A 24,485-nucleotide genomic window follows, 5' to 3' on the forward strand; every position below is an offset into this window, starting at 1 on the left:
TTTACACTGAGTTTCCCGGGTTCATCATCCTTTGCCATGACCGCTCTTACCTCCCTGCGCCCACCCTCCCTTCTTCGATGGGGTATGGCCTTGCTGGCCGGCCTCACGCTGGCGGCCTGTGACCCGCAGGCCATCAGCGAGCTGGAGGAGGGCGTGTCCACCGAAGCGGATGTGCGCGAGCGTTTTGGTGCGCCCGAAGCGGTGTGGGAAGGTCCGGATGGCGCGCAGATCTACGAGTACAACCGCCAGCCCGCGGGGCATCGCAACTACATGATCACCATCGGCGCCGACGGCAAGATGAGTGCGCTGCGCCAGGTGCTCACGCCCGAGAACTTCGCGCTTGTCGAAGTCGGTATGCCCATGGAGACGGTGCGTCGGATGCTGGGCAAGCCGATGAAGATCACGCCGTACGAGCTCAAGCGCGAAACGCACTACGACTGGCGCTACCTCGATGGCCCGAACACCAGCGACTCCAAAATCTTCACGGTGGTGTTCGACAGCGACCTCAAGGTGCTCTCGACCAGGTCGGTGATCGACCCTGCCTTGCACCCCAACTGATTGCTTCAGACAAGCCGCAGGCGCTGCCAGTCGTCCAGCAGAGGGCGCAGCACCAGAAGCAGCAGCAGCGCCGCCAGCGGCACGGTGCTCAGGTAGCCGAGGTGGTTGAAGCCCAGCGCACCCATCACGCCGCCAGCCAGAAAGCAGCCAATGAGCTGCAGGTGCACCCTCAGGCGTTGCCGGTCAGCACGCACCGGCGGCATGTCGGCGCGGCGGTTCACGTACAGCAGTTTTCCGAGTTCGATCCCCAGATCGGTGACCAGGCCCGTGACGTGCGTGGTGCGGATGCGGGCTTGCGATATCTTGGTGATCACGGCGTTTTGCAGGCCCATGATGAAGCACAACAGCAGCACCGTCAGCGGCAGGAACACCGCGTGCATCAGACCGATCGCGGCACCGAACAGGCCAAACACCAGCAGCAGCGCGGCTTCCACTGCGAGTGGCAGGCCGTAGGCGCTGAGCAGCTTCAGTCGCATGCCCCAGTTCACCAGCCAGGTGGTGCACATGGCGCCCAGCAAAAAAGCCAGCAGCGCCGCCAGACCGGAAAGCGCCAGCACAAACTGACCGAGCACCAGGTGGTCTGCCACGGTCGACACGATGCCTGTCATGTGCGAGGTGTACTGCCCCACGGCCAGGAACCCCCCTGCGTTGATCGCGCCGGCCACAAAGGCGAGCACCGAGCCGAGCTTCAGGTCGGTCTGTGGCGTGCGCCGCAGGCCAGTGAAGCCGCGGATGGGGGCGAACATCGGGTGCGGACTTCTCAGCGTACCCGCATGCCCGGCTGGGCGCCTGGCCAGGGGTTGAGGATGTAGATGCCTGGCTCAGCCTTTTCGTCGCCATGGCTGGCGGCGAGCACCATGCCTTCGGACATGCCGAACTTCATCTTGCGCGGCGCAAGGTTGGCCACCATCACCGTGAGCTTGCCGACCAGGTCCTGTGGCTGGTAGGCGCTGGCAATGCCGCTGAACACATTGCGCGTTTTGCCTTCGCCCACGTCCAGCGTGAGGCGCAGCAACTTGGTCGATCCCTCGACCGCTTCGCAGTTGACGATCAAGGCGATGCGCAGGTCGATCTTGGCAAAGTCGTCGATGGTGATGGTTTCCGCGATGGCTTCGCCACCGGGCAATGCCTTGGGCTCGTCGGCTGCCGGTGGAGGCTCGAACAGCGCGTCGAGCTGCTTCACGTCCACACGCTGCAGCAGGTGCTGGTAGGCACCTATGGTGTGACCAGCGCCGAGCAGGTGGCCCGCATCTGCAAAGCTCAGCGGCTCGATCTTCAGAAAGGCTTCGACCTGCGCCGCCAGCGCTGGCAGCACCGGCTTGAGGTAGAGCGAGAGCAGGCGGAAGGCCTCAATGCAGGCGCTGCACACGTCTTGCAGTCGGCCATCCATGCCGTTCTGTTTGGCCAGCTCCCAGGGTTTGTTCTGGTCCACGTAGGCGTTCACCCGGTCGGCCAGCGCCATCACCTCGCGCAGGGCCTTGGCGTACTCGCGCTCGGCATACAGTTCGGCGATCTGGGGCGCGGCGCTCTGCAGGTGGTCGAGCAGCGCATCGCCATCGGCGGAGACCGCACCCAGCTGGCCGCCGAAGCGCTTGGCAATGAAGCCTGCCGCTCGCGACGCGATGTTGACGTACTTGCCCACCAGGTCGCTGTTGACGCGCAGCATGAAGTCTTCGGCGTTGAAGTCCACGTCTTCGTTTTTCGCCGTGAGCTTGGCCGCGAGGTAGTAGCGCAGCCACTCGGGGTTCATGCCGAGCTCCAGGTATTTCAGCGGGTTCAGGCCGGTACCGCGACTCTTGCTCATCTTCTCGCCGTTGTTGATGGTGAGAAAGCCATGCACAAAAACCGCGTTGGGCACCTTGCGGCCGCTGAAGTGCAGCATCGTCGGCCAGAAGAGGGTGTGGAAGGTGATGATGTCCTTGCCGATGAAATGAAACTGCTCGGTGGCCGGATCGCTCATGAATTGATCGAACGAGCGGGTCTCTCCGTGGGCAGCCTTGGCGCCGCCTTTGTCGAACCAGTTTTTCAGTGAGGCCAGGTAGCCCACCGGCGCGTCCAGCCAGACATAGAAGTATTTGCCCGGTGCATCGGGGATCTCGATGCCGAAGTAGGGCGCGTCGCGGCTGATGTCCCAGTCGCCCATCTTGGGTTTGCCATCTGGACCTGGTTCGATCCACTCGCTGATCTTGTTGAGCACCTCGGGCTGTACCGCGCCACTCTGTGTCCACTGGTCGAGAAAGGCCAGACAGCGCGGGTCGGACAGCTTGAAGAAAAAATGATCGGAGGATCTGAGCACCGGCTTGGCACCCGTGAGAGCCGAATACGGGTTGATCAGCTCGGTGGGGCTGTAAACCTTGCCGCAAACCTCACAGTTGTCGCCGTACTGATCCTTGGCGTGGCAGTTGGGGCACTCGCCCTTGATGAAACGGTCCGGCAGGAACATGTTTTTCTCGGGGTCGAAAAACTGTTCGATGCTGCGGGTCTCGATCAGGTCGTTGGCCTTGAGCGCGCGGTAGATGTCTTGAGCCAGCGCGTGGTTTTCGGGTGCGTCGGTGCTGTGCCAGTTGTCAAATCCGATGTGAAAGCCGTCGAGATAGGGCTTTCGGCCGGCCGCGATGTCGGCCACGAACTGCTGTGGCGTCTTGCCTGCCTTGTCGGCTGCAATCATGATGGGCGCACCGTGCGCATCATCGGCGCACACGAAGTGCACCTGGTGCCCCTGCATGCGCTGGAACCGCACCCAGATGTCGGCCTGGATGTACTCCATGATGTGGCCAATGTGGAAATGGCCGTTGGCGTAGGGCAGGGCGGTGGTGACGAACAGGCGTCGCGGCTGGCTCATGGGGATGGCTCTCGTGCGGGGGAACCGGTCATTTTAGGGCGCGGGCCACCGCACCGCCGCCTGACCGGAGCGCGGACGGCCCCATGGCGGCCGCCATGCCCACATGCCGGCCGGGTTTATGCGAGGCGGCGGGCGGGCGGGTAGACTTCTTGGTTGCCCTACCGCGGCACCCCACCACCGATCCCGATTTTCCGCACAGGAGACAAGCCCCCATGGCCGTAGACCAACAAGCGCTGCTGAATGCCCTGCAGGCCGTGACCGATCCCAATACCGGCCGCGACTTTGTGAGCACCAAGGCGGTCAAGAACCTGCAGATCACCGACGGCGATGTGGCCTTCGATGTCGAGCTGGGCTACCCGGCCAAAAGCCAGATTCCGGCGCTGCGCCGCGCGCTGATCGCTGCGGCCAAGGCGGTGCCGGGCGTGGACAACGTGTCGACCAACCTGGTGGTGAAGATCGCAGCGCACGCGGTACAGCGTGGCGTGCAGCTGCTGCCGCAGGTGAAGAACATCGTGGCTGTGGCCTCTGGCAAGGGTGGCGTGGGCAAAAGCACGACCGCCGTCAACCTGGCGCTGGCGCTGGCCGCTGAAGGCGCCAAGGTCGGGATTCTGGATGCCGACATCTACGGCCCCAGCCAGCCCATGATGATGGGCGTGGAAGGCCGGCCCGAGAGCGCCGATGGCCAGACCATGGAGCCGCTGGAGAACTACGGCGTGCAGGTGATCTCGATCGGCTTCCTGATCGACCGCGACGAAGCCATGATCTGGCGCGGCCCCATGGCCACCCAGGCGCTGGAGCAGCTGCTGCGCCAGACGAACTGGAAAGACCTGGACTACCTGATCGTCGATATGCCGCCCGGCACCGGTGATATCCAGCTCACGCTGTCGCAGCGCGTGCCGCTCACGGGTGCCGTGATCGTCACCACGCCGCAGGACATTGCCTTGCTGGACGCGCGCAAGGGCATCAAGATGTTCGAGAAGGTGGGTGTACCCATTCTGGGCATCGTCGAGAACATGGCGGTGCACGTGTGCGAGAAGTGCGGCCACACCGAGCACATCTTCGGCGCCGACGGCGGCAAGAACATGGCAGCCGAATACGGCATGGACTACCTCGGCGCCCTGCCGCTGAACATGAGCATCCGCGTGCAGGCCGACAGCGGCATGCCCAGCGTGGTGGCCGACCCCGACGGCGAGATCGCTGGCATCTACAAGACCGTGGCGCGCCAGCTGGCGATCAAGATCGCAGCCAAGTCCAAGGACTTCTCCAGCAAGTTCCCGAGCATCAAGGTGTCCAAGGACACCTGATTCGAGCGACGCGCCCCGATCAAGCCGGCGTTTGCCGGCTTTTTTTGCGTCTGCGCTTTGCACGGCGTCGGCAAGATACCTGCATGGCGGCGCGGTGCCCATGAGCCGTGTGAATCTGTTCACGTGTGAGCGTTCACTGACTTCAAGAGCCGACCGTTGCTGCCGATAGCCCCTGACAGGCTCGATTCTCGTGTGCCTGTGATCGCCCCTTCAATTCGGAGAGCTCCCATGTTTCAACACCACCGACCCGGCCCAAGCGCGTCCCAGCCTCGCAGCCGGGCTGAAAGCTCGCTGCGGGCGCGCCAGCGGGCGTGGCGACTTCGCCCTCTCGTGATGGCCATGGCCTGTCTGCTGAGCGAAGCGGCGCTCGCCGCTCAGCCTCCGGATACGACCTGGCTATCGCTGGAAGAGCTCATGAGCATCGAGGTCAGCTCGGCGGCCAAGCGCCCGCAGCGCCTGGCGGAAGCGTCCACCGCCATTTACGCCATTGGTCGGGAAGAGATTCGGCGCTCGGGGGCCACCAATATTCCGGATCTGCTGCGCACCGTTCCCGGTGTCCACGTGGCGCAAATCGACGCCAGCCGTTACGCGATCAGCATTCGCGGGTTCAGCAACCGCTACAGCGGCAAGTTGCTGGTGCTGCAGGACGGGCGTTCGCTCTACAACCCGCTGTTCAGTGGCACCTATTGGGAAGCGCAAGACGTCGTGCTGGAGGACGTGGAACGCATCGAAGTGATCCGCGGATCGGGCGGCACCCTGTGGGGCGCCAACGCCGTCAACGGCGTGATCAACATCATCACGCGCAACGCCAGGGACTCGCAAGGCACGTTCGTCGAGGCCAAGGGGGGCAGCCTGGAAAGCGGCGTGGTGTTGCGCCACGGCGGGGAACTGGGTGAGGACGGCCACTTCCGCGCCTATGCCAAGCTGGACAAGCACGATCCGCTGGAAACGCCTACCGGACAGGACGCCCACGACGCCTGGGATCAGAAGCGGGCAGGCTTCCGGGTCGATCTGACGCCACGGCCAGCCGATACCGTCACGATTCAGGGTGACGCATACGAAACGGATGCCCAGCAGCGCTCGCTCTTCATGTCGCCAACCACGTTGACGTCGAGCTTTGTGCCGGACACGGCCCGGCTCTCGGGTGCCAATCTGCTGGCTCGCTGGCAGCACCAGGACAACGACCAGGCCAATTGGCAGCTGCAGGCCTTTGTCGATCACACCCAGGTTGACGACGCGACGCAAAAGCAGCATGTCGACACATTCGACATCGAATGGCAGCACCGGTTGAAGCTGTCCACTTCACAGGATCTGACCTGGGGTCTGGGCTACCGCAACGTTCGCGTGGCGCTCGATGGCAGCTTTACCGTCAACATCGCCCCTCCCCAACAAAGCCTTTCGATCTACACAGGCTTCGTCCAGGACGAGATCCGTCTGCGAGACGATCTGCTCCTCACGCTGGGCACCAAGCTGGAGCACAACGACGACACCGGCTACGAAGTGCAGCCCAGTGCCCGCCTGCAGTGGCGTGCTACCCCCACCGACAATTTCTGGGCCGCCGTGTCTCGTTCGGTGCAGACGCCTTCTGTGGCAGCCACTTCAACCTTTGCCCATGTCGGCGCCCAGCCAGTGCCGATGCTGGGCAGCGCGGTGGTGGGTGTGCGAGGCAACCCCGATGTCCGGTCGGAGGTGATGCTTTCGCGAGAGATCGGCTACCGGGGCCAGTTTGGTCCAGACGTCAGCCTGGACCTTGCAGCCTTCTACAACACCTACGACCGACTGGTCTCCAGAGAGATGAGCGGCCTGAGTTTCGCCCCGTATCCCCTCATCACCATGGGATTTGACAACCTCATGGAAGGCAAGACCTACGGCATCGAGCTGGCAGGCAACTGGCAGCTTTCACCCGCTTGGCGCATGCACGGCAGCTACAGCTGGCTCAAGATGGACTTGCGCGCCAAGCCCGGCGGGCAAGGAGTTCTGGGGTTCGGCGCAGCCGGCAGCTCGCCGGAACACATGCTGCAGCTGCACAGCTTGCACAAAGTGTCCCACAACCTGGAACTCGATGCGGCCCTGTACTTCAGCAGTCAGCTGTCTTTCACGTCCCAGGCAGGGACAGTCCCCGTCGAGAAGTCCACCCGGTTCGATCTGCGCCTGGGCTGGCAGCCTTCGCGCAATGTCGAAGTGAACCTGATTGGTCGCAATCTGCTGGACAAGAGGCGCGCGGAGTTCATCGGTGAGGACGTGACTTCGAGCGAAGTGCCTCGCAGCCTGCTGTTGCAGGCGAAGTGGAAATTCTGATCGTGCGTCGATTCGGTTCGAATCGCTGGCTCGCAGGAGGGCTGCTGGCCCTGATCTGCTGGGCTGGTGGCGAACCTGCATCGGCACAGTCTGTGAGTGAACAGTCCGTCAAGGCCGGCTTCATCTACAACTTCGTGAAATTCACGCAGTGGCCCGGCGCGCGAGAGGGCGACCGTTCGCCGCTGCAGGTCTGCACGCCTGGATCACAGCCTCTGGACGGGCAATTTGCTCTGCTGCAAGGCCGTGCCATCGGCAGCCGCGGCATTGACATCCGCACCAATGTGCCCGCCAGCGAATGGCGCAACTGCCAGGTTTTGTTTCTGGCCGAAGGCGACGCACACCGCCTGGAAAGTGTATTGCGCAGCCTCGGCGGCGCACCAGTGCTGACCCTCGGTGACATACCCGAATTTGCCCAGTCGGGCGGCATGATCGGCTTGAAGATCGAAGACAGCCGAGTGCGTTTCGACGTGAATCTGGGTGCTGCGCAGCGCGCGGGTCTCACACTCAACAGCCAGATGCTCAAGCTGGCCGGGCAGGTGGTGAGATGAAGCTGCGCGACCTCTCCATCGTTCGCAAGCTGGGCCTTTTGCTGGCTTTCAACACGGCAATCGCCGTGATCGCCATCGCATTGGTGTTCAGTGTGGGTACGGCGGTGAACCGCTACCAGGCTGCGCAGGAACAGCTGATGGCCATGGCCAACGTCATCGGTGAAAACAGCCGCGCCGCGCTGGCATTCAGCGATCCGGAAAGCGCGCGAAAGATACTGCTGTCCTTGCGCAACAAGCTGGAAATCGAGAGTGCCCGGCTGACCGATTCATCGGGCAATGAGTTTGCAACCGCCATTTTCTCGACGGCAGAAGGCGCCACGAAACCGCTGCTCGAAGAACTCACAACCCTGCTGTTTCCCGACCGGTTGACGGTGGCTAACCGCATCCAGGACGGAAACAACACCGTGGGCGGCATAGAGCTGACGGCCCACCTGTCGAACATCTGGCTCGATTTGATGGAAAGCCTGGCGCTGATGGTGCTCATCGCCATCGCACTGTCCGCGCTCGCCGTGTTCTTCGGCCTTCGCATGCGCCGCATCGTGACCGACCCCATTCTGAGCCTGGCCGATGTGTCGCACCGCGTTTCGCGTGAGCGCGACTATTCCTTGAGAGCGACGAAAGTCGGCAACGACGAAATCGGCGCGCTGGTCGACGACTTCAACCGCATGCTGTCCGAAATCGAAATCCGAGACGAGGCCCTGCGGCGGGAGCGCGAGTCGCTGGAGGAGCGGGTGGAGCAGCGCACCGCCGATCTGAAACTGGCCATGGAGACGGCCGAACGCGCCAACAAGGTGAAGTCGGAATTCCTCGCGACAGTGAGCCACGAGCTGCGTACGCCACTGACCGCGATCGCAGGCTCCATCGGCCTGGTGTCTGGAGGGGCTCTGGGTGAGCTGCCTGCGCAGATTCATCAGATGCTGCTGATCGCGCAGAAGAACAGCCAGCGCCTGACCTTCTTGATCAACGACTTGCTCGATGTGGAAAAGCTCATGGCCGGCAAGCTGCAGTTCGACATGGTGTGCCAGGAAGTGATGCCGCTGGTGGAGCAGGCGCTGGTGGCCAACCAGTCGTACGCCGAGCAATTCGGCGTGACCTACACACTGACTCACCGCTCTGATGGGGTGTTGGTGGAAGTGGATGCGCAGCGCCTGCACCAGGTTTTGGCGAACCTGCTGTCCAATGCCGCCAAGTTTTCAGACGCTGTTGCGCAGGTCGAGGTATCGGTGCACCAGTACGAAAGCCGGGTCCGGATCGAGGTGCGCGATCACGGCGCGGGCATACCGATCGAATTCCACTCGCGCATCTTTCAGAAGTTTTCCCAGGCCGATGCATCGGACACGCGCCAGCGGGGCGGGACCGGCCTGGGGCTGGCGATCTCGCGAGAGCTGGTTGAGCGCATGGGTGGCACGATCGGCTTTCACTCAGAGCCTGGCCAGGGTGCGATCTTTTACTTCGAGCTGCCGATGAAACCAGCCCAGGTTGAAACAGAGAGGGCCGCATGACCACGCGCTGGACGCTGAGCCGTCGATTTCTCGCGCTGTCGCTGGTGCTGACCCTGCTCACCGGTCTGGGCTTGGCCTTGCTGGCCCGTCAGACGGTTCAGACCCAGCTCAACCAGATGGCCGGCAGCCTGAACGAGGACGCCGCGCGAGTGCTGAAGAACTCGCTCTGGAACGACATTTCCAGTCTGCTGGACATTCCCGGCGTGCCTTCCCGGGAGATGCTTCTGGCGGAAACGAACCACGGCGTTCTGCGCTCCCGGCTGGCCGTGCTCATGCAGGGTTCCGAGATGGCCAAGGTCAAGGTATACAACCGCCAGGGGGTGTGCGTGTTTTCTACCGATCCGGCCCAGATCGGCGAGCGGTCTCCCGATCATCAAGCCCTGCGCCTGGCGCTGGCAGGCCAGGTGTCGAGCGGGCAGACCCACCGAGGCCGGTTCGACGCCCTGCACGGACAGATCTCCAACGTGGATCTGTTCCAGAGCTATGTGCCGATCCGCGATGGTGAGCAGGTACTGGGCGTCTTTGAGGTGTACCAAAACGTCACGCGCATCAAGGCACAGGCGGACCAGTCTCTGCAGGGCATTCTGGCGGTGCTTTTGGGTGTGCTGTCCCTGATGTTGCTCTTGCAGTACGTGGTCGTGCGCTACCTGGACCAGCGACTGAAACTCAAAGAGACGGCGCTGGCCAATCGCAACGCCGAACTCACCGTGGCACTGGAAGAGTCCCGCCAGGCCAACCGGGTGAAGTCCGAGTTCATCTCCACCGTGAGCCACGAGCTGCGCACGCCACTCACCGCGATCAACGGTGCGCTCGGCCTGATGGCGGGCGGCGCCTTGGGCGAGCTGCCGTCAGCGGTTCGCGAGATGGTCTGCATGGCCAACAACAACGGTGCTCGCCTGGGTCACCTGATCGACGACCTCCTGGACATGGAAAAGCTCATGGTGGGCAAGCTGCGACTCGTCATGACGGCCCAGCCTCTGATGCCCCTGGTGGAGCAGGCGCTCGCCGACAACCAGCCTTACGCAGAGCGCCATGGTGTGACTTTCCTACTTGAACAACGGGTCGACTGGGTTCAGGTGGCGGTGGATGCTCAGCGCCTGCAGCAGGTGCTCTCCAACCTCCTGTCCAACGCGGTGAAGTACTCCCCTGCCGGAGCGGTGGTGGAGTTGACAGTGAGTGAAGGCGAGGGGACGGTCCGCGTGTCGGTGCGCGACGACGGTCCCGGTATTCCGGATGCGTTTCGTCAACACGTGTTCGATAAGTTCTCGCAGGCCGATGCTTCCGATACCAAACTGAAAGGCGGCACCGGTCTGGGGCTGGCGATCTCTCGCGAGCTGATCGAGCGCATGGGCGGTCGAATCGGTTTTTACTCGGTACCGGGCCAGGGCGCCTGCTTCCACTTTGATCTGCCCTGCAACCGGCCCGAGACAGCGCAAGTTCCGGCGCCCGACAACGGGCAGCTCCCCCGTATCCTGACGGTGGAAGACGACGCCGACATGGCTCGCATGCTGGGTCTGATGCTGAACCGGGCAGGCTACGCGGTGGATTGTGTCGCCAGTGGCGCCGAAGCACTCGAACGACTGGCCCAGCGCAGCTATGCCGCGATGACGCTGGACCTGCTGCTGCCCGACATGCGAGGGCAAGACCTGATTCGCCATCTGCGCCAGGAGCCCACCACCGCCACCCTTCCTGTTGTGGTCATTTCCGTCATCGCCGATGAGGCGGAAACGGGGCTGGGCCAACTGGGGAAGGTCGGTATCGAATGGCTGGCCAAGCCGATTGACCAGAATCACCTGCAGGCCGCCCTCAACCGCCTGATCGCACCGGGCGAGCACGGCCATCCGCGGGTGCTGCATGTGGAGGATGACCGGGAGCTCCACGACGTGGTGCGTGCCATGGCCGGTGGTCGTTTCGACTTTGAGCTTGCAACCAATCTGCGCGAGGCACGCGCCCGGGTGGCGCTGGAGCGTTTCGACGTGGTGATCCTCGATCTGGGTCTGCCCAACGAATCCGGTTGGGATCTGCTGCCCGAGATCCGGGCCCAGCAGCCGGGCACCCGCGTGGTGGTGCTGACCGGAGGCGAGGAACTCGGTGAAAACGAGGGCCGCGTTGACGCGGTGTTGAAAAAATCCCAGGTCTCGCCGCAGCGCTTGCTGGACGCCATCGACGTCCGCTTGGCCCGAGATACCGACCAGAAAGGTGAGACATGAACAGTCTGCAACGTGTGCTTTATGTGGAAGACGAGCCCGACATTCAGGCGGTGGCCCGCCTGGCGCTGGAGGTGGTGGGAGGGCTGATGGTCAAGACCTGTTCTTCGGGAGAAGAGGCGTTGCGGGAAGCGACCGCCTTCGAGCCCCAGCTGATCCTGCTCGACGTGATGATGCCGGGCATGGACGGACCCGGTACCCTGCGCGCGCTGCGCCAGCGGCCGTCGCTGGTCGATGTGCCGGTGGTCTTCATGACCGCGAAAGTGCAACCGCAGGAGGTGTCCTCCTACACCGCCATGGGTGCGCTGGGTGTGATTGCCAAACCCTTTGATCCCATGACGCTGGCCACCCAGGTGCGCGGATTGTGGGGCGAACACCATGCCTGATATGCCGCCTGTGGGCTCGCCGGACCAAATCCGTTCGCATCTAGAGCAACTGCAACGCGAGTTTGCCGGGCGCCTGCCCGCGCGGTTCGACGACATGCGTCGCTGCCATGCCCAACTGGGCGCCAGTGGCTGGACCACCCAAGAGGCCGAAACCCTGCACCGCCTGGTGCACAGCCTGACAGGCTCTGCCGGTACCTTCGGCATGCGAAACCTGTCGGACACGGCCCGCCAGGTGGAGGTCCATCTCGCTCGCATGTTGCGCCAGGGCGACGTGCCCGATAGGGACGAATGGAACGCCATCGGCGAGGGCATTGAGCGCATGGCAGAGATGGCCTTGTCCAGACCCGACATGGAAGCTCAAAGTGCCCACATGCCGTTGCTGCCTGCCGTGGCGGCTTCGGGTTCGGTGGTGCATCTGGTGATGGACGACCGTGTGCAGGCGGGCGCTTTGCGCGCTGCCTTGCAGGAAGGCGGTCACCGGGTCTGCCTGTACGAAGGTCTCAAGGCCTTCCGGCGCGATTTTGTGCACCGTTCAGACGCGGCCACCGAGGTCGTGGTGCTGGACGTGGCGTTCGCGCCCGGCGACCCGGGTGGCGCCGGTCTCTTGCGAGACCTGCGGCTCGGGCAGCAGTGGCGCACACCGGTGGTGGTGGCCCTGGACGATGGCGCCCTGGCTGCGCGCCTGGCCTTTTCGCGCGCAGGCGCCAGCCGCACCCTGGTGCGGCCTTTGGATCCGGATCGGCTGGGGGATGCGCTGAACATGCTGACCGGTCGGCAGCCCCGGCAGGCCTACCGGGTCCTGCTGGTCGATGACGACCCGGTGATGCTGGAAGTGCAGGCCGGGGCGTTGCGCGCGGTCGGTATGCAGGTGCGCGCGATCTCCCAGCCCCTGCACACACTGGAGGAACTGGACAGGTTCCAGCCCGATGTGCTGCTGCTCGATGTGTACATGCCAGACGCCAGTGGGCCGGAGCTGGCGGCGGTGCTGCGTGAAAACGAGGCCCACCTGCACCTGCCTATCGTGTTTCTCTCGGCCGAGACCGACATGACGCAGCAGTTGCTGGCGCTGAATCTGGGAGGGGACGACTTTCTGGTCAAGCCGGTGCAACCGGCCCACCTGGTGGCCGCTGTGACCGCGCGCGCGCGCCGGGCGCGCCAGGGTGAAAGCCTGAGACAGCGCCTGCAGACCACAGTCTACGAACGCGACCGCGAGCACCTTGCTCTGGATCAGCACGCCATTGTCAGTATCGCCAATGGCGAGGGCAACATCACCTACGCCAACGACCTGTTCTGCCAGGTCAGTGGCTACCGCCGGCGCGAGCTTCTGGGCATGAACCACCGCCTGCTGAGCTCACCCCAGAACGGCAAAGGTTTCATCCGCTCGATTTGGCACTCCATTTCCGAGGGTCGTGTCTGGCACGGCGAGATACGCTGTGTGCGCAAGGACGGCAGCAGTTATTGGGTCGAGTCCACCATCACCCCTTTTCTGAACTCGGCCGGGCGGGTGTACCAGTACGTCGCGATCCAGACCGATATCAGCCACATCAAAGCCGCGGAGGCCACGCTGCGCGCGCAACGCGACATGCAGCGCGTCATCAGCGAAGCCGCTGCCCGGCTGATGGCGGCGCCCTCGGCCGACACGCAGGACGTGATCTACGAGGCGATGCGCCATAGCGGCGAGCAACTCGGTGCCGACCGGTCGTACCTCTTCCGATTCTCTGGAACAGGAGCCCTGGACAACACCCAGGTGTGGAGCGCTCCAGGCATGGATCCCATGGACGACAGCCTGAAGACCACACCGGTTGAAGGCACGCCCTGGCTGCGGCAGCAATTTGAGCGCCATGGCATTCTCAATGTGCCCGATGTTCAAGCTTTGCCGCCCGAGGCGGCGCTGGACCGGGCGCGCATGGAAGAGCGCCAGATTCGGGCCTTTCTGGCCTTTCCACTGCAGCGCAATGGGCAGATTTTCGGGTTCATCGGATACAGCGCGATGCGCCAGCGGCGCGATTGGACTTCCGACGAGATCGAACTGCTGAAGGTGCTGGCCGATGTGGTGGCCAGCGCGGTGGCGCGCAAGCTGGCGGAGGCCGCATTGCGCGAAAGCGAATCCCGGCTGAACTTCCTGGTGTCGTCCAGCCCTGTGGTGATCTACACCCGTTCGGTAGAGGCTCCTCACGCGGCGGCGTATGTCAGCCCCAATGTGAGGCAGCTGATGGGCTTTGAGCCCGAAGCCTTGACCAACGATCCGGAGCAGGGCCTGGGCTTGGTGCATCCGGACGACCGTGGACGCATGTCGAGGGAACTCCCGCTGATCCTGTCGCAAGGGGTGGACCTCAGCGAATACCGCCTGCGGCGCGCGGATGGCAGCTACCGCTGGGTGCAGGACCAGCGTCGCCTGGCGCGCGACGCTCAGGACCGACCAGTCGAGATCATTGGGTACTGGCTGGACATCACCGAACGCAAACGCATCGAACACGAGTTGCTGATGTTCAACCGTGACCTGGAGCAGCGCGTGGCCGAGCAGACGCGCTCAGTGATCGAGAGCGAGCGTTTCGCCCGCGCCACGCTGGATGCCCTGAGCGCGCGGGTGGTGATTCTGGACAGCGAAGGCAGGGTGCTGGCGGCCAACCGGGCCTGGGAGGCCTTCGGCGCCCTGGAGATGGTGCAGACAGGCTCCAGCTACCTGGACATCTGTGACAGCACCTGTGCCGCTGACAATGCCGTCGGTCAGCCTTTGGCCAACGGCATCCGCGCAGTCATCCAGGGTGATGCGTCGGAATTCCTGCACGAGTATCTCTGTCGCCGCGAGGCCGAACCTCGCTGGTTCCTGTGCCGCGTCGAGCGCTTCCCTGGCGATGGCGCGGTCCGCGCCGTGGTCTCGCACGAGAACATCACACAGATGAAGCTCATCGAGCGCCAGCAACTGCGCTCGCAGCGCCTGGAAAGCCTCGGCACGCTGGCTGGTGGCGTGGCGCACGATCTCAACAATGCCCTTGCGCCTGTGCTCATGGGCATGGCGATGCTCAAGGAGCAATACCCCGAAGAACCCCGCATGTTCGACATGATCCGCGCCAGCGCACAACGCGGGGCGGACATGGTTCGGCAGCTGCTCACCTTCGCCAAAGGCGTCGAGGGGGAGCGGGTGCCGGTGTCGCCCGAGCGCCTGGTGCATGAGCTGCACAGCCTGATGCGCGGTAGCTTTCCGAAGAACATCCAGCTGCAGGTGGACAGTGGCGTCGGGGTGCCCATGGTCATCGGTGACGCCACACAGTTGCACCAGATACTGCTCAACCTGTGCGTCAATGCCCGAGACGCCATGCTCGACGGTGGCGTACTTTCGCTGGGCGCACAGTCGATCGAGATAGATGCCGGGTATGCCCGATCGGTGCCAGATGCCCGGCCGGGTCTCTACGTGTGCTGGCGGGTGAGCGACACGGGCAGCGGCATTCCCCCAGAGGTGCTGGACCGCATCTTTGACCCTTTCTTCACCACCAAGAGCCCTGACCGCGGGACCGGCCTGGGTCTGTCCACGGTGCTGGGCATCGTGAAAAGCCATGGCGGGTTTGTGCAGGTGTATTCGCCGCCCGGCTGTGGAGCAACTTTCTCTGTGTACCTTCCCGCCGATGTCTCGGGCAACGTTGCCGCTGCGCCCGAAGCAGCCAGCGTGTTCCGGGGCCAGGGAGAAACTGTGCTGTTCGTGGACGATGAGGCCGCTGTGCGTGAAGTGGGTCGCAGCGTGCTGCGGCGACTCAACTTTGAGCCTTTGGTCGCTGTCGACGGCGCCGATGGCCTGGTGCAGGTGGCTCAGCACCGGCATGTCTTGCGCGCTGTCATCACCGACCTGCACATGCCACACATGGACGGCGTGGCCTTTGTGCGCGCTCTGAGGCAAGCCCATCCTGATCTGCCTGTGGTGATAGCCAGTGGCCGGGTGGATGATTCGGTGGCCCAGTCTCTTGATGACCTGGGCGTCACGTCCCGGCTTGACAAGCCGTTCTCCGAAAACCAGATGGCGAAGGTGCTCAGCGAGCTGCTGGTCGCCAGGGAACCAAGCCGGCAGACCTTCGATACCCGCAACATCAGCGTGAGTTAGGGCTGATCCGGACAGGGGGCGGCGGTGCCTTCGCGTACAGTGCCGGGTGTGGACAACAACAATGCACCCGATCAAAAAACACCCGCTGGCAGGCCTGTTCTGGATGTGGATGTGGTCATGCGGCGCGAGCCCGTGGTCGGCCCCATGGCGCGCTGGCAACCCTGGCGCTGGGTGCTGAGCGATGTGCTGCTGACGGGCGAGCCCTCTTGGTCGAGTGACGATGTCGAAGCACCGCCTGCTGAGCCGCGCGAAGTGGCGCCGCTGGAAGGCGCAGAGGCGGTGGCTGGCGCGTCCTACTGGCTGTACCCGGGGCGGCGCGTCACGCTGTTTCGCGACGATGCCGAAGGCTATTTCCTCAACCTCTCCAGCCCGAATCCTTGTTTCTGGGTTTTCTGGCGCCTTGACGAAGCCCGCCTGATCGAGGGTGAGTCAGTCGCCGTGCCCCAGGTCGTCACGCTGAGTTACCACGATGCGGGCCGTTGGCTCGATGCCCAGGAGCGAGTCGACCAGGTGCCCGCGCCGGCTCCCGTGGTGGACTGGCTTCGCGGTTTTGTGGCCGAGCACTACCAGGCTGAGCCCAAGCGGCGCAAGCGGCCCGACAGTTTCAAGCCGCTGACCGATCGCTTCGGCCAGCCGGTGCGCATTTCCACCGACAAGGTGCATGGACCTCGCTCGCCCGGGAGTGGCGCATGACGCTGCGCATCGGCATCAGCGCCCGACTGCTGCACGACCCGCCGCCAGGCCTGGGCTTGCCGCAAAAGCGGCTGCAGTTCCTGGAGAGCTCGATGGCGCACTGGATCATGGCGCATGGGGCGATCGCGCTGATGGTGCCCTTCATCGACGAGGAAAGTCCGCTGTCGGTGAACCGGGCGCCCGTCTCCGACATCGTGGATCTGCTCGATGGCCTGGTGCTGCAGGGCGGGATCGACATCTGCCCCGAAAGCTACGGCGGCACGCTGGCCGATCCGGCCTGGGCCGGCGACGCCATTCGCGACCGCTACGAACTGGCCTTGCTGCGCGCGTTCATCGAGGCGGGCAAGCCCGTGCTCGGTATCTGCCGCGGCGCGCAACTCATCAATGTGTGCTTTGGTGGCACGCTGGTGCAGGACATTCCCAGCATGCGCGCCGGCGCCCTCGTGCACCAGGACACCCACCGGTACGACCGTCTGATGCACGAGGTGCAGTTTGTCGTCGGTTCGTCGCTGGCGCAGCTGTACGGAGACGATCGCCCGCACCAGGTGACCAGCATCCACCACCAGTGTGTGGACCGGCTGGGCGACGGCCTGGAAGTGGAGGCGCTCTCGCCGGTAGACGGTATCGTGGAGGCCATCCGCCACCGCGGCCCGTCCTTTGTGCTCGGCGTGCAATGGCACCCGGAGTTCCACCTCACCCCAGGAGAAGAGACGCAGGGCCTGCTGGACAGCGGCCCGATGATGAGTGCTTTTCTGAAAGCGGCCCGCGGTCGTGCTGATCGCCACCGCGCCAAGACCGCGCACCCTCAGACGGCCCACTGACATGGCGATCGAAGACGACGACAACTTTTTCAGCCGCTGGTCGCGTCGCAAGGCGCAGGTGCGCAGCGGCGCTCCGCTGCCAGCCGAGCCGGCGCCGCCGGTGGCGCGCGTGGCGCCGCCCGCTGCTGCTTCAGACGGCAAAGCCGCTGTATCCACCGAGACGTCTGCACAGGCTGAGCAGCCAGCTCCTCCGCCACCCACGCTGGAAGATGTGGCCGAACTCACGCCGCAGTCCGACTTCAAGCGCTTCGTTGGCCGTGGTGTGTCGCCCGAGGTGCGCAACGCCGCGGTGAAGAAGCTGTTCACCGATCCTCACTACAACGTGATGGACGGACTGGACATCTACATCGACGACTATTCCCAGCCCAGCCCGCTGTCGGCCGCCATGATGGCCAAGATGGTGGGTGCGCAGTTCCTCAAGCTGGTCGACGATCCGAACGAAGTGAAAGCAACCCCTGCCATCGCTTCGCCAGTGTCGGATGCGGTGCAAGAAGCCGCGGTGCCCGACACACCTGAACGCCCTACTGCCGCCAAATCGGCGGAGCCACCAGCGGACACCGCCACCGCTGCGAACGAATCACCACAGACGCCACCCCATGACCACGTTGATCTGCAACTGCAACCAGACCATGCCCCTGAACGCGAAGGCGCTGGGCGAAGCACTGGATGAAGACCTGACGCTGCACACCACGCTGTGCCGGCGCGACGCGCCCGCCTTTCAGAAGGCGGCCCGCAACCCGGACGAACTGGTGGTCGCCTGCACCCAGGAAAGCCGGCTGTTCACCGAGCTGGCGGGCGAGACCGAAGGTGCGGTGTCGCTGGACGTGCGCCCGATCCGATTTGTCAACATCCGCGAGACCGGGGGCTGGGGTCGCGAAGCGGCCAAGGCCACACCCAAAATGGCCGCGCTGCTGGCGCTGGCGCGCCTGCCCGACGCCGAACCGGTGGGCACGGTGGGATACCAGAGCGCCGGGCGTCTGCTCATCATCGGCCCACTGGAGAGCGCCGAGCGTGCAGCTGCCCAGGTGAGCGACGTGCTGGATGTGACGCTGCTGGCCTCCGGCGGCTCAGGCTCGCAGGCGCGGCGCTACCCGGTGCTGGCGGGTGAGGTCAAACAGCTCACGGGCTGGCTCGGCGCGTTCACCCTGTTGCGCAGCACCAGCAACCCGATCGACCTCGACCTGTGCACCCGCTGCAACGCGTGTGTGGCCGCCTGCCCCGAGGGCGCGATTGGCCTGGACTACCAGATCGACATGGGCCGCTGCAAGTCGCACCGCGCCTGTGTCTCGGCCTGCGAGGCGGTGGGCGCGATCCAGTTCGGACGCGATCCCCAGTCCCACGAAGACAGTTTTGATCTCGTGCTCGACCTGCGCGAAAGCCCGGCTTTCAGCCAGCATGCGCTGCCCCAGGGTTATGTGCACCTGCCCGCCGGGCTTGACAGTGCGCCGGCGCTTGGCGCGTTGATCAAGCTGCGCGACCTGGTGGGCGAATTCGAGAAGCCGCGTTTCTTCAACTACAAACAAAAAATCTGCGCTCATGGTCGCAACGAGCAGGTGGGCTGCAACGCCTGCGTCGACATCTGCTCGGCCTCGGCCATCACCAGCGACCTCAAGAAGAACCAGATCGTCGTCAACCCCAATCTGTGCGTGGGCTGTGGCGCCTGCACCACCGTCTGCCCCACCGGCGCACTGACCTACGCCTATCCACGCGCCAGCGAACAGGGCGTCAAGCTGCGCACCCTGCTTGCCACCTACCAGAAGGCTGGCGGTCAGGACGCGGCGCTCCTGTTGCACAGCCAGGAAGCAGGTGCAGATCTGGTGAACGACCTGGGACGCATGGCCGCCTTGGACAAGACGGTGCGCGGTGTGCCGGCGCGGGTGATCCCGCTGCCGCTGTGGCACACCGCCTCGGTGGGCGTGGATCTCTGGCTGACCGCGTTCGCTTACGGCGCATCTCAGGTCTGGGTACTCATGACCGGTGAAGAAGCGCCGCAGTACCGCGATGCCGTGCGCGAGCAGATGGCCGTGGCCCAGGCGATCCTCACCGGGCTGGGCTACAGCGGCGAACATTTCCGCGTGATCGAGGTGCGCGACGCGCGCGAGCTGCCCGCGCTGGACGCCGCCTTGGCGGCGCCGCCTGCCCAAGGTGTGGCCCGGCGCGCCAGCTTTGCCGTGCAGGCCGAAAAGCGCGCCACGCTGGAGCTGGCGCTCGATCACCTGCTGCAAGACAGCGTGCGCTTCACACCGCGCCCTGAGGCGATTGCGTTGCCGGCGGCTTCCCCGCTGGGCACGATTGAGGTCAACCGCGATACCTGCACCCTGTGTCTGAGCTGCGTCAGCGCGTGCCCGGCCAGCGCGCTGCAGGACAACCCCGATCGGCCGCAGCTGCGCTTCATCGAAAAGAACTGCGTGCAGTGTGGCCTGTGCGTTGCCACCTGCCCGGAAGATGCCATCACCCTGCAGCCCCGGTTGTGGCTGGCTGACCAACGCAAGCAGCCGCGCGTGCTCAACGAAGCCCAGCCCTACGCCTGCATCCGCTGCAGTAAACCGTTTGGCACGCTCAAGGGGGTCGAGGTCATGCTCGCCAAGCTGTCAGGCCACGCCATGTTCCAGGGCGAGGCGCTGGAGCGGCTGAAGATGTGCGGCGACTGCCGCGTGGTCGACATCTATTCCAACCCGAACCAGTCGAAGATCACGGATCTATGACCCCCGCGTTGCTGCGCGTCTTCCCTCCAGGGGGACTACGCGTGCGGCCCGGCGAAGCCGGTTCCACCGCGTGTGCTGAGTGGCACCTTGGCCCGCATGAATTTGTTGTGATGCACCCATCCACGAAGTGAACGACATGAACGATCCCATTCCCGTCTCCTCCGCACTCGACGAAGAGACCGCACGCGCCGAGGTCTATGGCCTGCTGGCTGCCCTTTACTACGCCCCGCCTTCGGCCGAGCTGATGGCGCATCTGCGCGTGGCGGTGACCGAAGCGCCGGCGGCCGGTGGCTTTCTGGAAGAGCCCTGGCGCGAGCTGGTGGCTGCGGCCCGTGCGCAAGACGATGCGTCGGTGGTGTCGGAATACGACGATCTGTTCGGCGGTGTGGGCAAGCCCGAAGTGGCCCTGTTTGGCTCGTTCTATCTCAGCGGGTTCCTCAACGAGAAGCCACTGGCCCAATTGCGCGGTGATCTTGCTGCGCTGGGTCTTGCGCGCGACGAGCGCATGCCCGAGACCGAAGACCACATCGCGTACCTGTGCGAAGTGATGCGCTTCCTGATCGCGGGCGACGATGTGGCGGTGTCCAACCTCTCGCAGCAACAGAAGTTCTTCTCCGCCCACCTGCAGCCGTGGGTGAACGATCTGACGGATACCATCGCCGCCCATCCCAAGGCGCGCTTCTACGCCGCGCTGGCGGGTTTCACCCGGGCCTTTGTGAGCGTCGAAACGCAGGGCTTCGACCTGCTGGCCTGAACGCCCTCGGAGCCCGTCAGGGCCTGCGCGGCAGTAGGCATCGAAACGAAACTGAACAAAACCGAAGATCGAGCGGTGGTACCGAGAAGCCCAGGGTGCACCCCTGGGCGCAGGAAGCAGGACCGTGCGAGACCGGTTTCTCGTCAGTTGCGGCCGATGTTCCTTCTGCCGCGTAGACGTCTAGCCAGGCTGAGGACCTGGGCGCCCGTCCCGGGTGCTGGCCGCTGCTGGCGCCTGAGGCTCGCTGAGCAGGCTGAGCGTGAAGACCGCACCCATCACGCCATCGCTGCGGTTGCTTGCCAGCAGGCTTCCGCCGTAGCGCTCCACCAGCCCCACGCTGATCCACAGACCCAGGCCGTTGCCGTCGTTTTTGGTGGTGAAGAACGGGCGGAACAGCCGCTCCATCACCTCGGGCGAAAGACCGGGGCCTGAGTCCTCTACCGAGAGTGCTACGCCGTCGGGCAGGTCGCGGGTGCTCAGCCGCAGCACGCCGCCCTGTGGCATGGCCTGGATGGCGTTGATCATCAGGTTGATCACGATCTGTTGCAGCTCCTGCCGATTGAAGCCGGCCATGCGCTGAGCGCGCAGGTCGCGCTTTACCTCGATGCCTGTCTTGGCGAGCAGATGCTGCACCAGCACCAGGCAGTCGTCGACCAGCTGATTGGCATTCAGCGTCTCGGTGTAGCCCGCGTACTCGGTTGGGCGCGCGTATTGCAACAGCTGGGTGACGATGAGGCGCATGCGCTCGATCTGCTCGTCCATCAGACGCAACTCGTCGCGCACCGCTGCACCTTGCGCACCCAGGGTCTCGCGCATCAGATCCAGGTTGCCTTGCATCACCGCAATCGGGTTGTTGACTTCGTGCGCGATGCTGGCGGTGAGCTGGCCGATGGCCGCCAGCTTTTCGCTTTTCACAAGTTGCTGCTGGGCCAATTGCAGCGACGCGTTGCTGGCCTCAAGCGCCTGGGTGCGCTCGGCCACCTTGAGATCGAGTGCGTCGCCCCAGTGCTGCAGGGCACGGGTCTTGTCGTCGATCACGTCGAGCAGCTGGTCCAGATGACCCGCGAGCGCGCCGAGTTCATCGTGCGCTGGGAGGCTACCGACGCGGGCGTGGACCTCGCCTTCTTCCACGCGCTGCATGGTTCGGTTCATCTGCTCCACAGGCCGGAAAATGCTGCGCGCCCAGCGCAGCGAGAACCAGGCCGACACAGCCATCGCCAGCAGGAAGATCAGGCCCGTGACTGCGAGCAGGGCATAGCGCACCAGGCGAAACGGTTGCTCCAGAAAGCCCACGTAGAGCATGCCAATGCGCTGGCCAGCGGCGTCGAGCAGCGGCTCGTAGGCCGAGACGTACCAGTCATTCACCACAAAGGCGCGCGCCAGCCATGTCTGACCCTGGCCCAGCACCCGGTCGCGCACCGTCTGCGAAACGCGTGTGCCGATGGCGCGCTGGTCCTGGAACAGGCGCACGTTGGTGGTGATGCGCACGTCGTCGAGAAACAGCGTCGCCGTGCCCTGGCTGCCAAATGGCAGCGAGCCGTCGGGGTAGACGATGCGGTTGATGTGGTCGATGAAATCGAGGTTCTGGTTGAGCAGCAGTCCACCGACCACCACTGCCACCGTGCGGCCAGCTTCGTCTCGAACCGGTACGCTGGTGAGCGCCACCATGGCCCGGTCTTCGGTGTTGCGGTCGGTAGGCGCGGCGTTGCGGGTCGGCACCAGCGGCACCATCACGCGGGGCCGCAGCTGCGGTGCCAGCGCGGCCAGCGCCTCGGGGCCGAGCAACAGCAATCGCGCCTTAGGCCGTGCCGGTGTACCTTGCGCGGCCGGCGCCAGGGCGGTGGGCATGGGCGGCAGCTCGGTCGCTGTGTCGATCTGGTCGCGAGCGATGGCGTGGCCCTGCGCGTTGTAGAGCACGAGCAGGTCCAGCCCCAGCCGCTCGCGCGCGGCGCTCAACTGCTGTGCCAGGACGCTGGTTGGCTCGGCTTTGGCCGCTTCGGGAGCGTTGTGCAGAGCCTGCCAGGCATCGAACAGGGCGCGCGAATCCGCCACGCCTTGTGTGCCCGAGCCCACCTCGGTCAGCACCTGATCGAAGTAGCCGCGGGCTACAGCGAGGTCGCTGCGCACCTTGGTGATCAGCAGCCGGTCGTAGGCCGCATTGCCCCACAGCGCCAGAGCCAGCAGCATGAGCGGGAACACCACCAGCAGCGGCAGGAGCGCGATGGCCAGCAGCTTGTTGCGCACCGATCCGGTGAGCCAGCGGGGCGTGCGCCAGGACATCAGCGGCCGCTGCCGGGCGGCAGACCCCACTCCAGCACGCGCCGCTCCAGCGTGCGGCGAGAGACACCCAGCAGCTGCGCGGCCTGCGTCTTGTCGCCCTGCACCGATTCCAGCACCGACAGGATGTGCCGTTTCTCAAGCGTGTGCAGGTCGGTGGGTGCGCCCGCGTCGGCGGGGCTTGGTGACTCGCCAGGGTAGAGTGCCGAAACGTTGAGGCTTCCCAGGATCAGCGAGCGCTCGATCAGGTTGCGAAGCTCTCGCACGTTGCCTGGCCAGTGGTACTGCTGTAGAAAGATCATCTCGGCGTCGGTGATCTGCAGCGGCGGCACGCCCAGCGCTGGCGCGAGCTGGTCCATGAAATGGGCCACCAGCGCCGGGATGTCGCTCTTGTGGTCGCGCAGCGGTGGCAGCGTCAGATCCACCACCTGCAGGCGGAAGAACAGGTCTTGCCGGAAGCGACCTGCTGCGACTGCGTCGCTCAGGCGGCGGTTGGTCGCCGCGATGACGCGCAGGTTCACCGACATCAGCTGTTCGCTGCCCACCGGCCGGATCTTGAGATCTTCGATCGCGCGCAGCAGCGTGGCCTGGATCGCCAGTGGCAGCTCGGCCACCTCGTCCAGAAAGAGGGTGCCGCCCTGCGCATAGTGAAACAGGCCTTCGCGTGTCCGAGTCGCACCGCTGAAGGCGCCGCGCGCATGACCGAAGAGCTCACTTTCGATCAGATCGGGCGAGACCGCCGCGCAGTTCACCGGCACAAAAGGGTGGGCCGCACGCGGGCTCTGGGCGTGTAGTTCACGGGCCACCAGTTCTTTGCCGGTGCCCGACTCGCCTTGCAGCAGCACCGTGCTGGGCATGGGGGCGACGCGCGTGATCGATTTCCGCAACGCGCTGATCTGCTCGGAGCCGCCGACCAGGCTGGGGCCGCCGGCACGGGGTGGGGTAAGGGCGCGCCGCAGCACGAAGTTCTCGCGTCGCAGGCGCGAGCGTTCGTGGCAGTGTTTCACCGCGTTGAGAATCTGGGGTACGCGAAACGGCTTGAGCACAAAATCCGACGCGCCAGCGCGCAGCGCTTCGATGGCGGTCTCCAGGTCGGCGAAGGCTGTAATCAGGATCACCTCACCGGTGAAGCCTTGCTCCCGCAGTTCCTTGAGCCAGGTGACGCCGCTTTTTCCCGGCAAGGAAATGTCCAGGATCACCAGGTCCACATGGTGACCCCGCAGCCATTCCATGCCTTCTTCGGCGCTCGACGCACTCATGACGAAATGGCAGCGCGGCGCCAGCGTCTTCACCAGGAAATTGAGCATGCCTTGCTCATCGTCGACGATCAAGATCGACCAGTCGGGCCAGCCTTCCAGTGACCTTTCGGGCGATGCGGGGATGTTGAGGTGTTCCACCGGGCGGGATTCTACGGATGAAGTCGATCAAATCACTTGGGTATTGCCGGTGGGTGGACCAGCTACAAGGTCTTTTTTCCACCCAATCGGCACCACCGTT

17 protein-coding genes are annotated in these 24,485 nt (G+C 64.6%); 13 read left to right on the forward strand and 4 right to left on the reverse strand.

Annotated features, from left to right (window positions below; translation table 11 throughout):
- Positions 1–84: 84 nt before the first annotated feature.
- Positions 85–558 carry an outer membrane protein assembly factor BamE gene (bamE, locus tag QUV25_RS06550; protein ID WP_300863071.1) on the forward strand — a complete coding sequence of 158 codons (474 nt, stop codon included), beginning with the start codon at positions 85–87 and terminating at the stop codon, positions 556–558.
- Between the two features lie 5 nt (positions 559–563).
- Here bamE and QUV25_RS06555 read toward each other — a convergent pair whose 3' ends face one another.
- Both QUV25_RS06555 and metG read right to left on the reverse strand, forming a co-directional pair.
- Complete coding sequence (locus tag QUV25_RS06555; RefSeq protein WP_300862525.1) at positions 564–1,304, reverse strand: YoaK family protein; 741 nt, start codon at positions 1,302–1,304, stop codon at positions 564–566.
- A gap of 14 nt (positions 1,305–1,318) precedes the next feature.
- Positions 1,319–3,400 (reverse strand): methionine--tRNA ligase, encoded by a 2,082-nt coding sequence (gene metG / locus QUV25_RS06560; protein WP_300862526.1) that lies wholly within the window; start codon positions 3,398–3,400, stop codon positions 1,319–1,321.
- 212 nt (positions 3,401–3,612) lie between these two features.
- Here metG and apbC point away from each other — a divergent pair, with 212 nt between their 5' ends.
- The 12 genes from apbC to QUV25_RS06620 all read left to right on the forward strand — a co-directional run bounded on the left by apbC (position 3,613) and on the right by QUV25_RS06620 (position 20,711).
- Positions 3,613–4,704, forward strand: coding sequence for an iron-sulfur cluster carrier protein ApbC (gene apbC, locus QUV25_RS06565; RefSeq protein WP_300862527.1), 1,092 nt, complete (start codon positions 3,613–3,615; stop codon positions 4,702–4,704).
- A 228-nt stretch (positions 4,705–4,932) separates the two neighbouring features.
- Complete coding sequence (locus tag QUV25_RS06570; protein ID WP_300862528.1) at positions 4,933–7,002, forward strand: TonB-dependent receptor; 2,070 nt, start codon at positions 4,933–4,935, stop codon at positions 7,000–7,002.
- Between the two features lie 92 nt (positions 7,003–7,094).
- Complete coding sequence (locus tag QUV25_RS06575) at positions 7,095–7,550, forward strand: YfiR family protein (protein ID WP_300862529.1); 456 nt, start codon at positions 7,095–7,097, stop codon at positions 7,548–7,550.
- Positions 7,547–9,052, forward strand: a complete 1,506-nt coding sequence (locus QUV25_RS06580; RefSeq protein ID WP_300862530.1) for an ATP-binding protein — start codon at positions 7,547–7,549, stop codon at positions 9,050–9,052. The genes QUV25_RS06575 and QUV25_RS06580 overlap by 4 nt, the downstream gene beginning before the upstream one ends.
- Complete coding sequence (locus tag QUV25_RS06585; RefSeq protein ID WP_300862531.1) at positions 9,049–11,262, forward strand: response regulator; 2,214 nt, start codon at positions 9,049–9,051, stop codon at positions 11,260–11,262. Before QUV25_RS06580 ends, QUV25_RS06585 begins: the two co-directional genes overlap by 4 nt.
- Positions 11,259–11,645, forward strand: coding sequence for a response regulator (locus tag QUV25_RS06590; RefSeq protein ID WP_300862532.1), 387 nt, complete (start codon positions 11,259–11,261; stop codon positions 11,643–11,645). Before QUV25_RS06585 ends, QUV25_RS06590 begins: the two co-directional genes overlap by 4 nt.
- On the forward strand, positions 11,638–15,738 hold the full coding sequence (locus tag QUV25_RS06595; RefSeq protein WP_300862534.1) for a response regulator: 4,101 nt from the start codon (positions 11,638–11,640) through the stop codon (positions 15,736–15,738). The genes QUV25_RS06590 and QUV25_RS06595 overlap by 8 nt, the downstream gene beginning before the upstream one ends.
- Before the next feature lie 117 nt (positions 15,739–15,855).
- Positions 15,856–16,431 carry a DUF3305 domain-containing protein gene (locus tag QUV25_RS06600; RefSeq protein ID WP_300863072.1) on the forward strand — a complete coding sequence of 192 codons (576 nt, stop codon included), beginning with the start codon at positions 15,856–15,858 and terminating at the stop codon, positions 16,429–16,431.
- The gene (locus tag QUV25_RS06605; RefSeq protein ID WP_300862537.1) at positions 16,428–17,252 is read left to right on the forward strand and encodes a gamma-glutamyl-gamma-aminobutyrate hydrolase family protein; all 825 of its coding nucleotides are present in this window, start codon (positions 16,428–16,430) and stop codon (positions 17,250–17,252) included. Before QUV25_RS06600 ends, QUV25_RS06605 begins: the two co-directional genes overlap by 4 nt.
- Position 17,253: 1 nt before the next feature.
- A complete protein-coding gene (locus QUV25_RS06610) occupies positions 17,254–17,922 on the forward strand; it encodes a DUF3306 domain-containing protein (RefSeq protein WP_300862538.1) in 669 nt (222 codons plus the stop codon).
- The gene (locus QUV25_RS06615) at positions 17,882–19,957 is read left to right on the forward strand and encodes a 4Fe-4S binding protein (protein WP_300863073.1); all 2,076 of its coding nucleotides are present in this window, start codon (positions 17,882–17,884) and stop codon (positions 19,955–19,957) included. Before QUV25_RS06610 ends, QUV25_RS06615 begins: the two co-directional genes overlap by 41 nt.
- A gap of 136 nt (positions 19,958–20,093) precedes the next feature.
- Complete coding sequence (locus tag QUV25_RS06620) at positions 20,094–20,711, forward strand: molecular chaperone TorD family protein (protein WP_300862540.1); 618 nt, start codon at positions 20,094–20,096, stop codon at positions 20,709–20,711.
- Between the two features lie 180 nt (positions 20,712–20,891).
- Here QUV25_RS06620 and QUV25_RS06625 read toward each other — a convergent pair whose 3' ends face one another.
- On the reverse strand, positions 20,892–22,991 hold the full coding sequence (locus QUV25_RS06625) for a cache domain-containing protein (protein ID WP_300862541.1): 2,100 nt from the start codon (positions 22,989–22,991) through the stop codon (positions 20,892–20,894).
- Positions 22,991–24,385 (reverse strand): sigma-54 dependent transcriptional regulator, encoded by a 1,395-nt coding sequence (locus QUV25_RS06630; RefSeq protein WP_300862542.1) that lies wholly within the window; start codon positions 24,383–24,385, stop codon positions 22,991–22,993. The genes QUV25_RS06625 and QUV25_RS06630 overlap by 1 nt, the downstream gene beginning before the upstream one ends.
- Positions 24,386–24,485 lie beyond the last annotated feature (100 nt).

Origin of the sequence: Hydrogenophaga sp. (genome assembly GCF_030373245.1) — a bacterium.
Lineage (GTDB): Bacteria > Pseudomonadota > Gammaproteobacteria > Burkholderiales > Burkholderiaceae_C > Hydrogenophaga.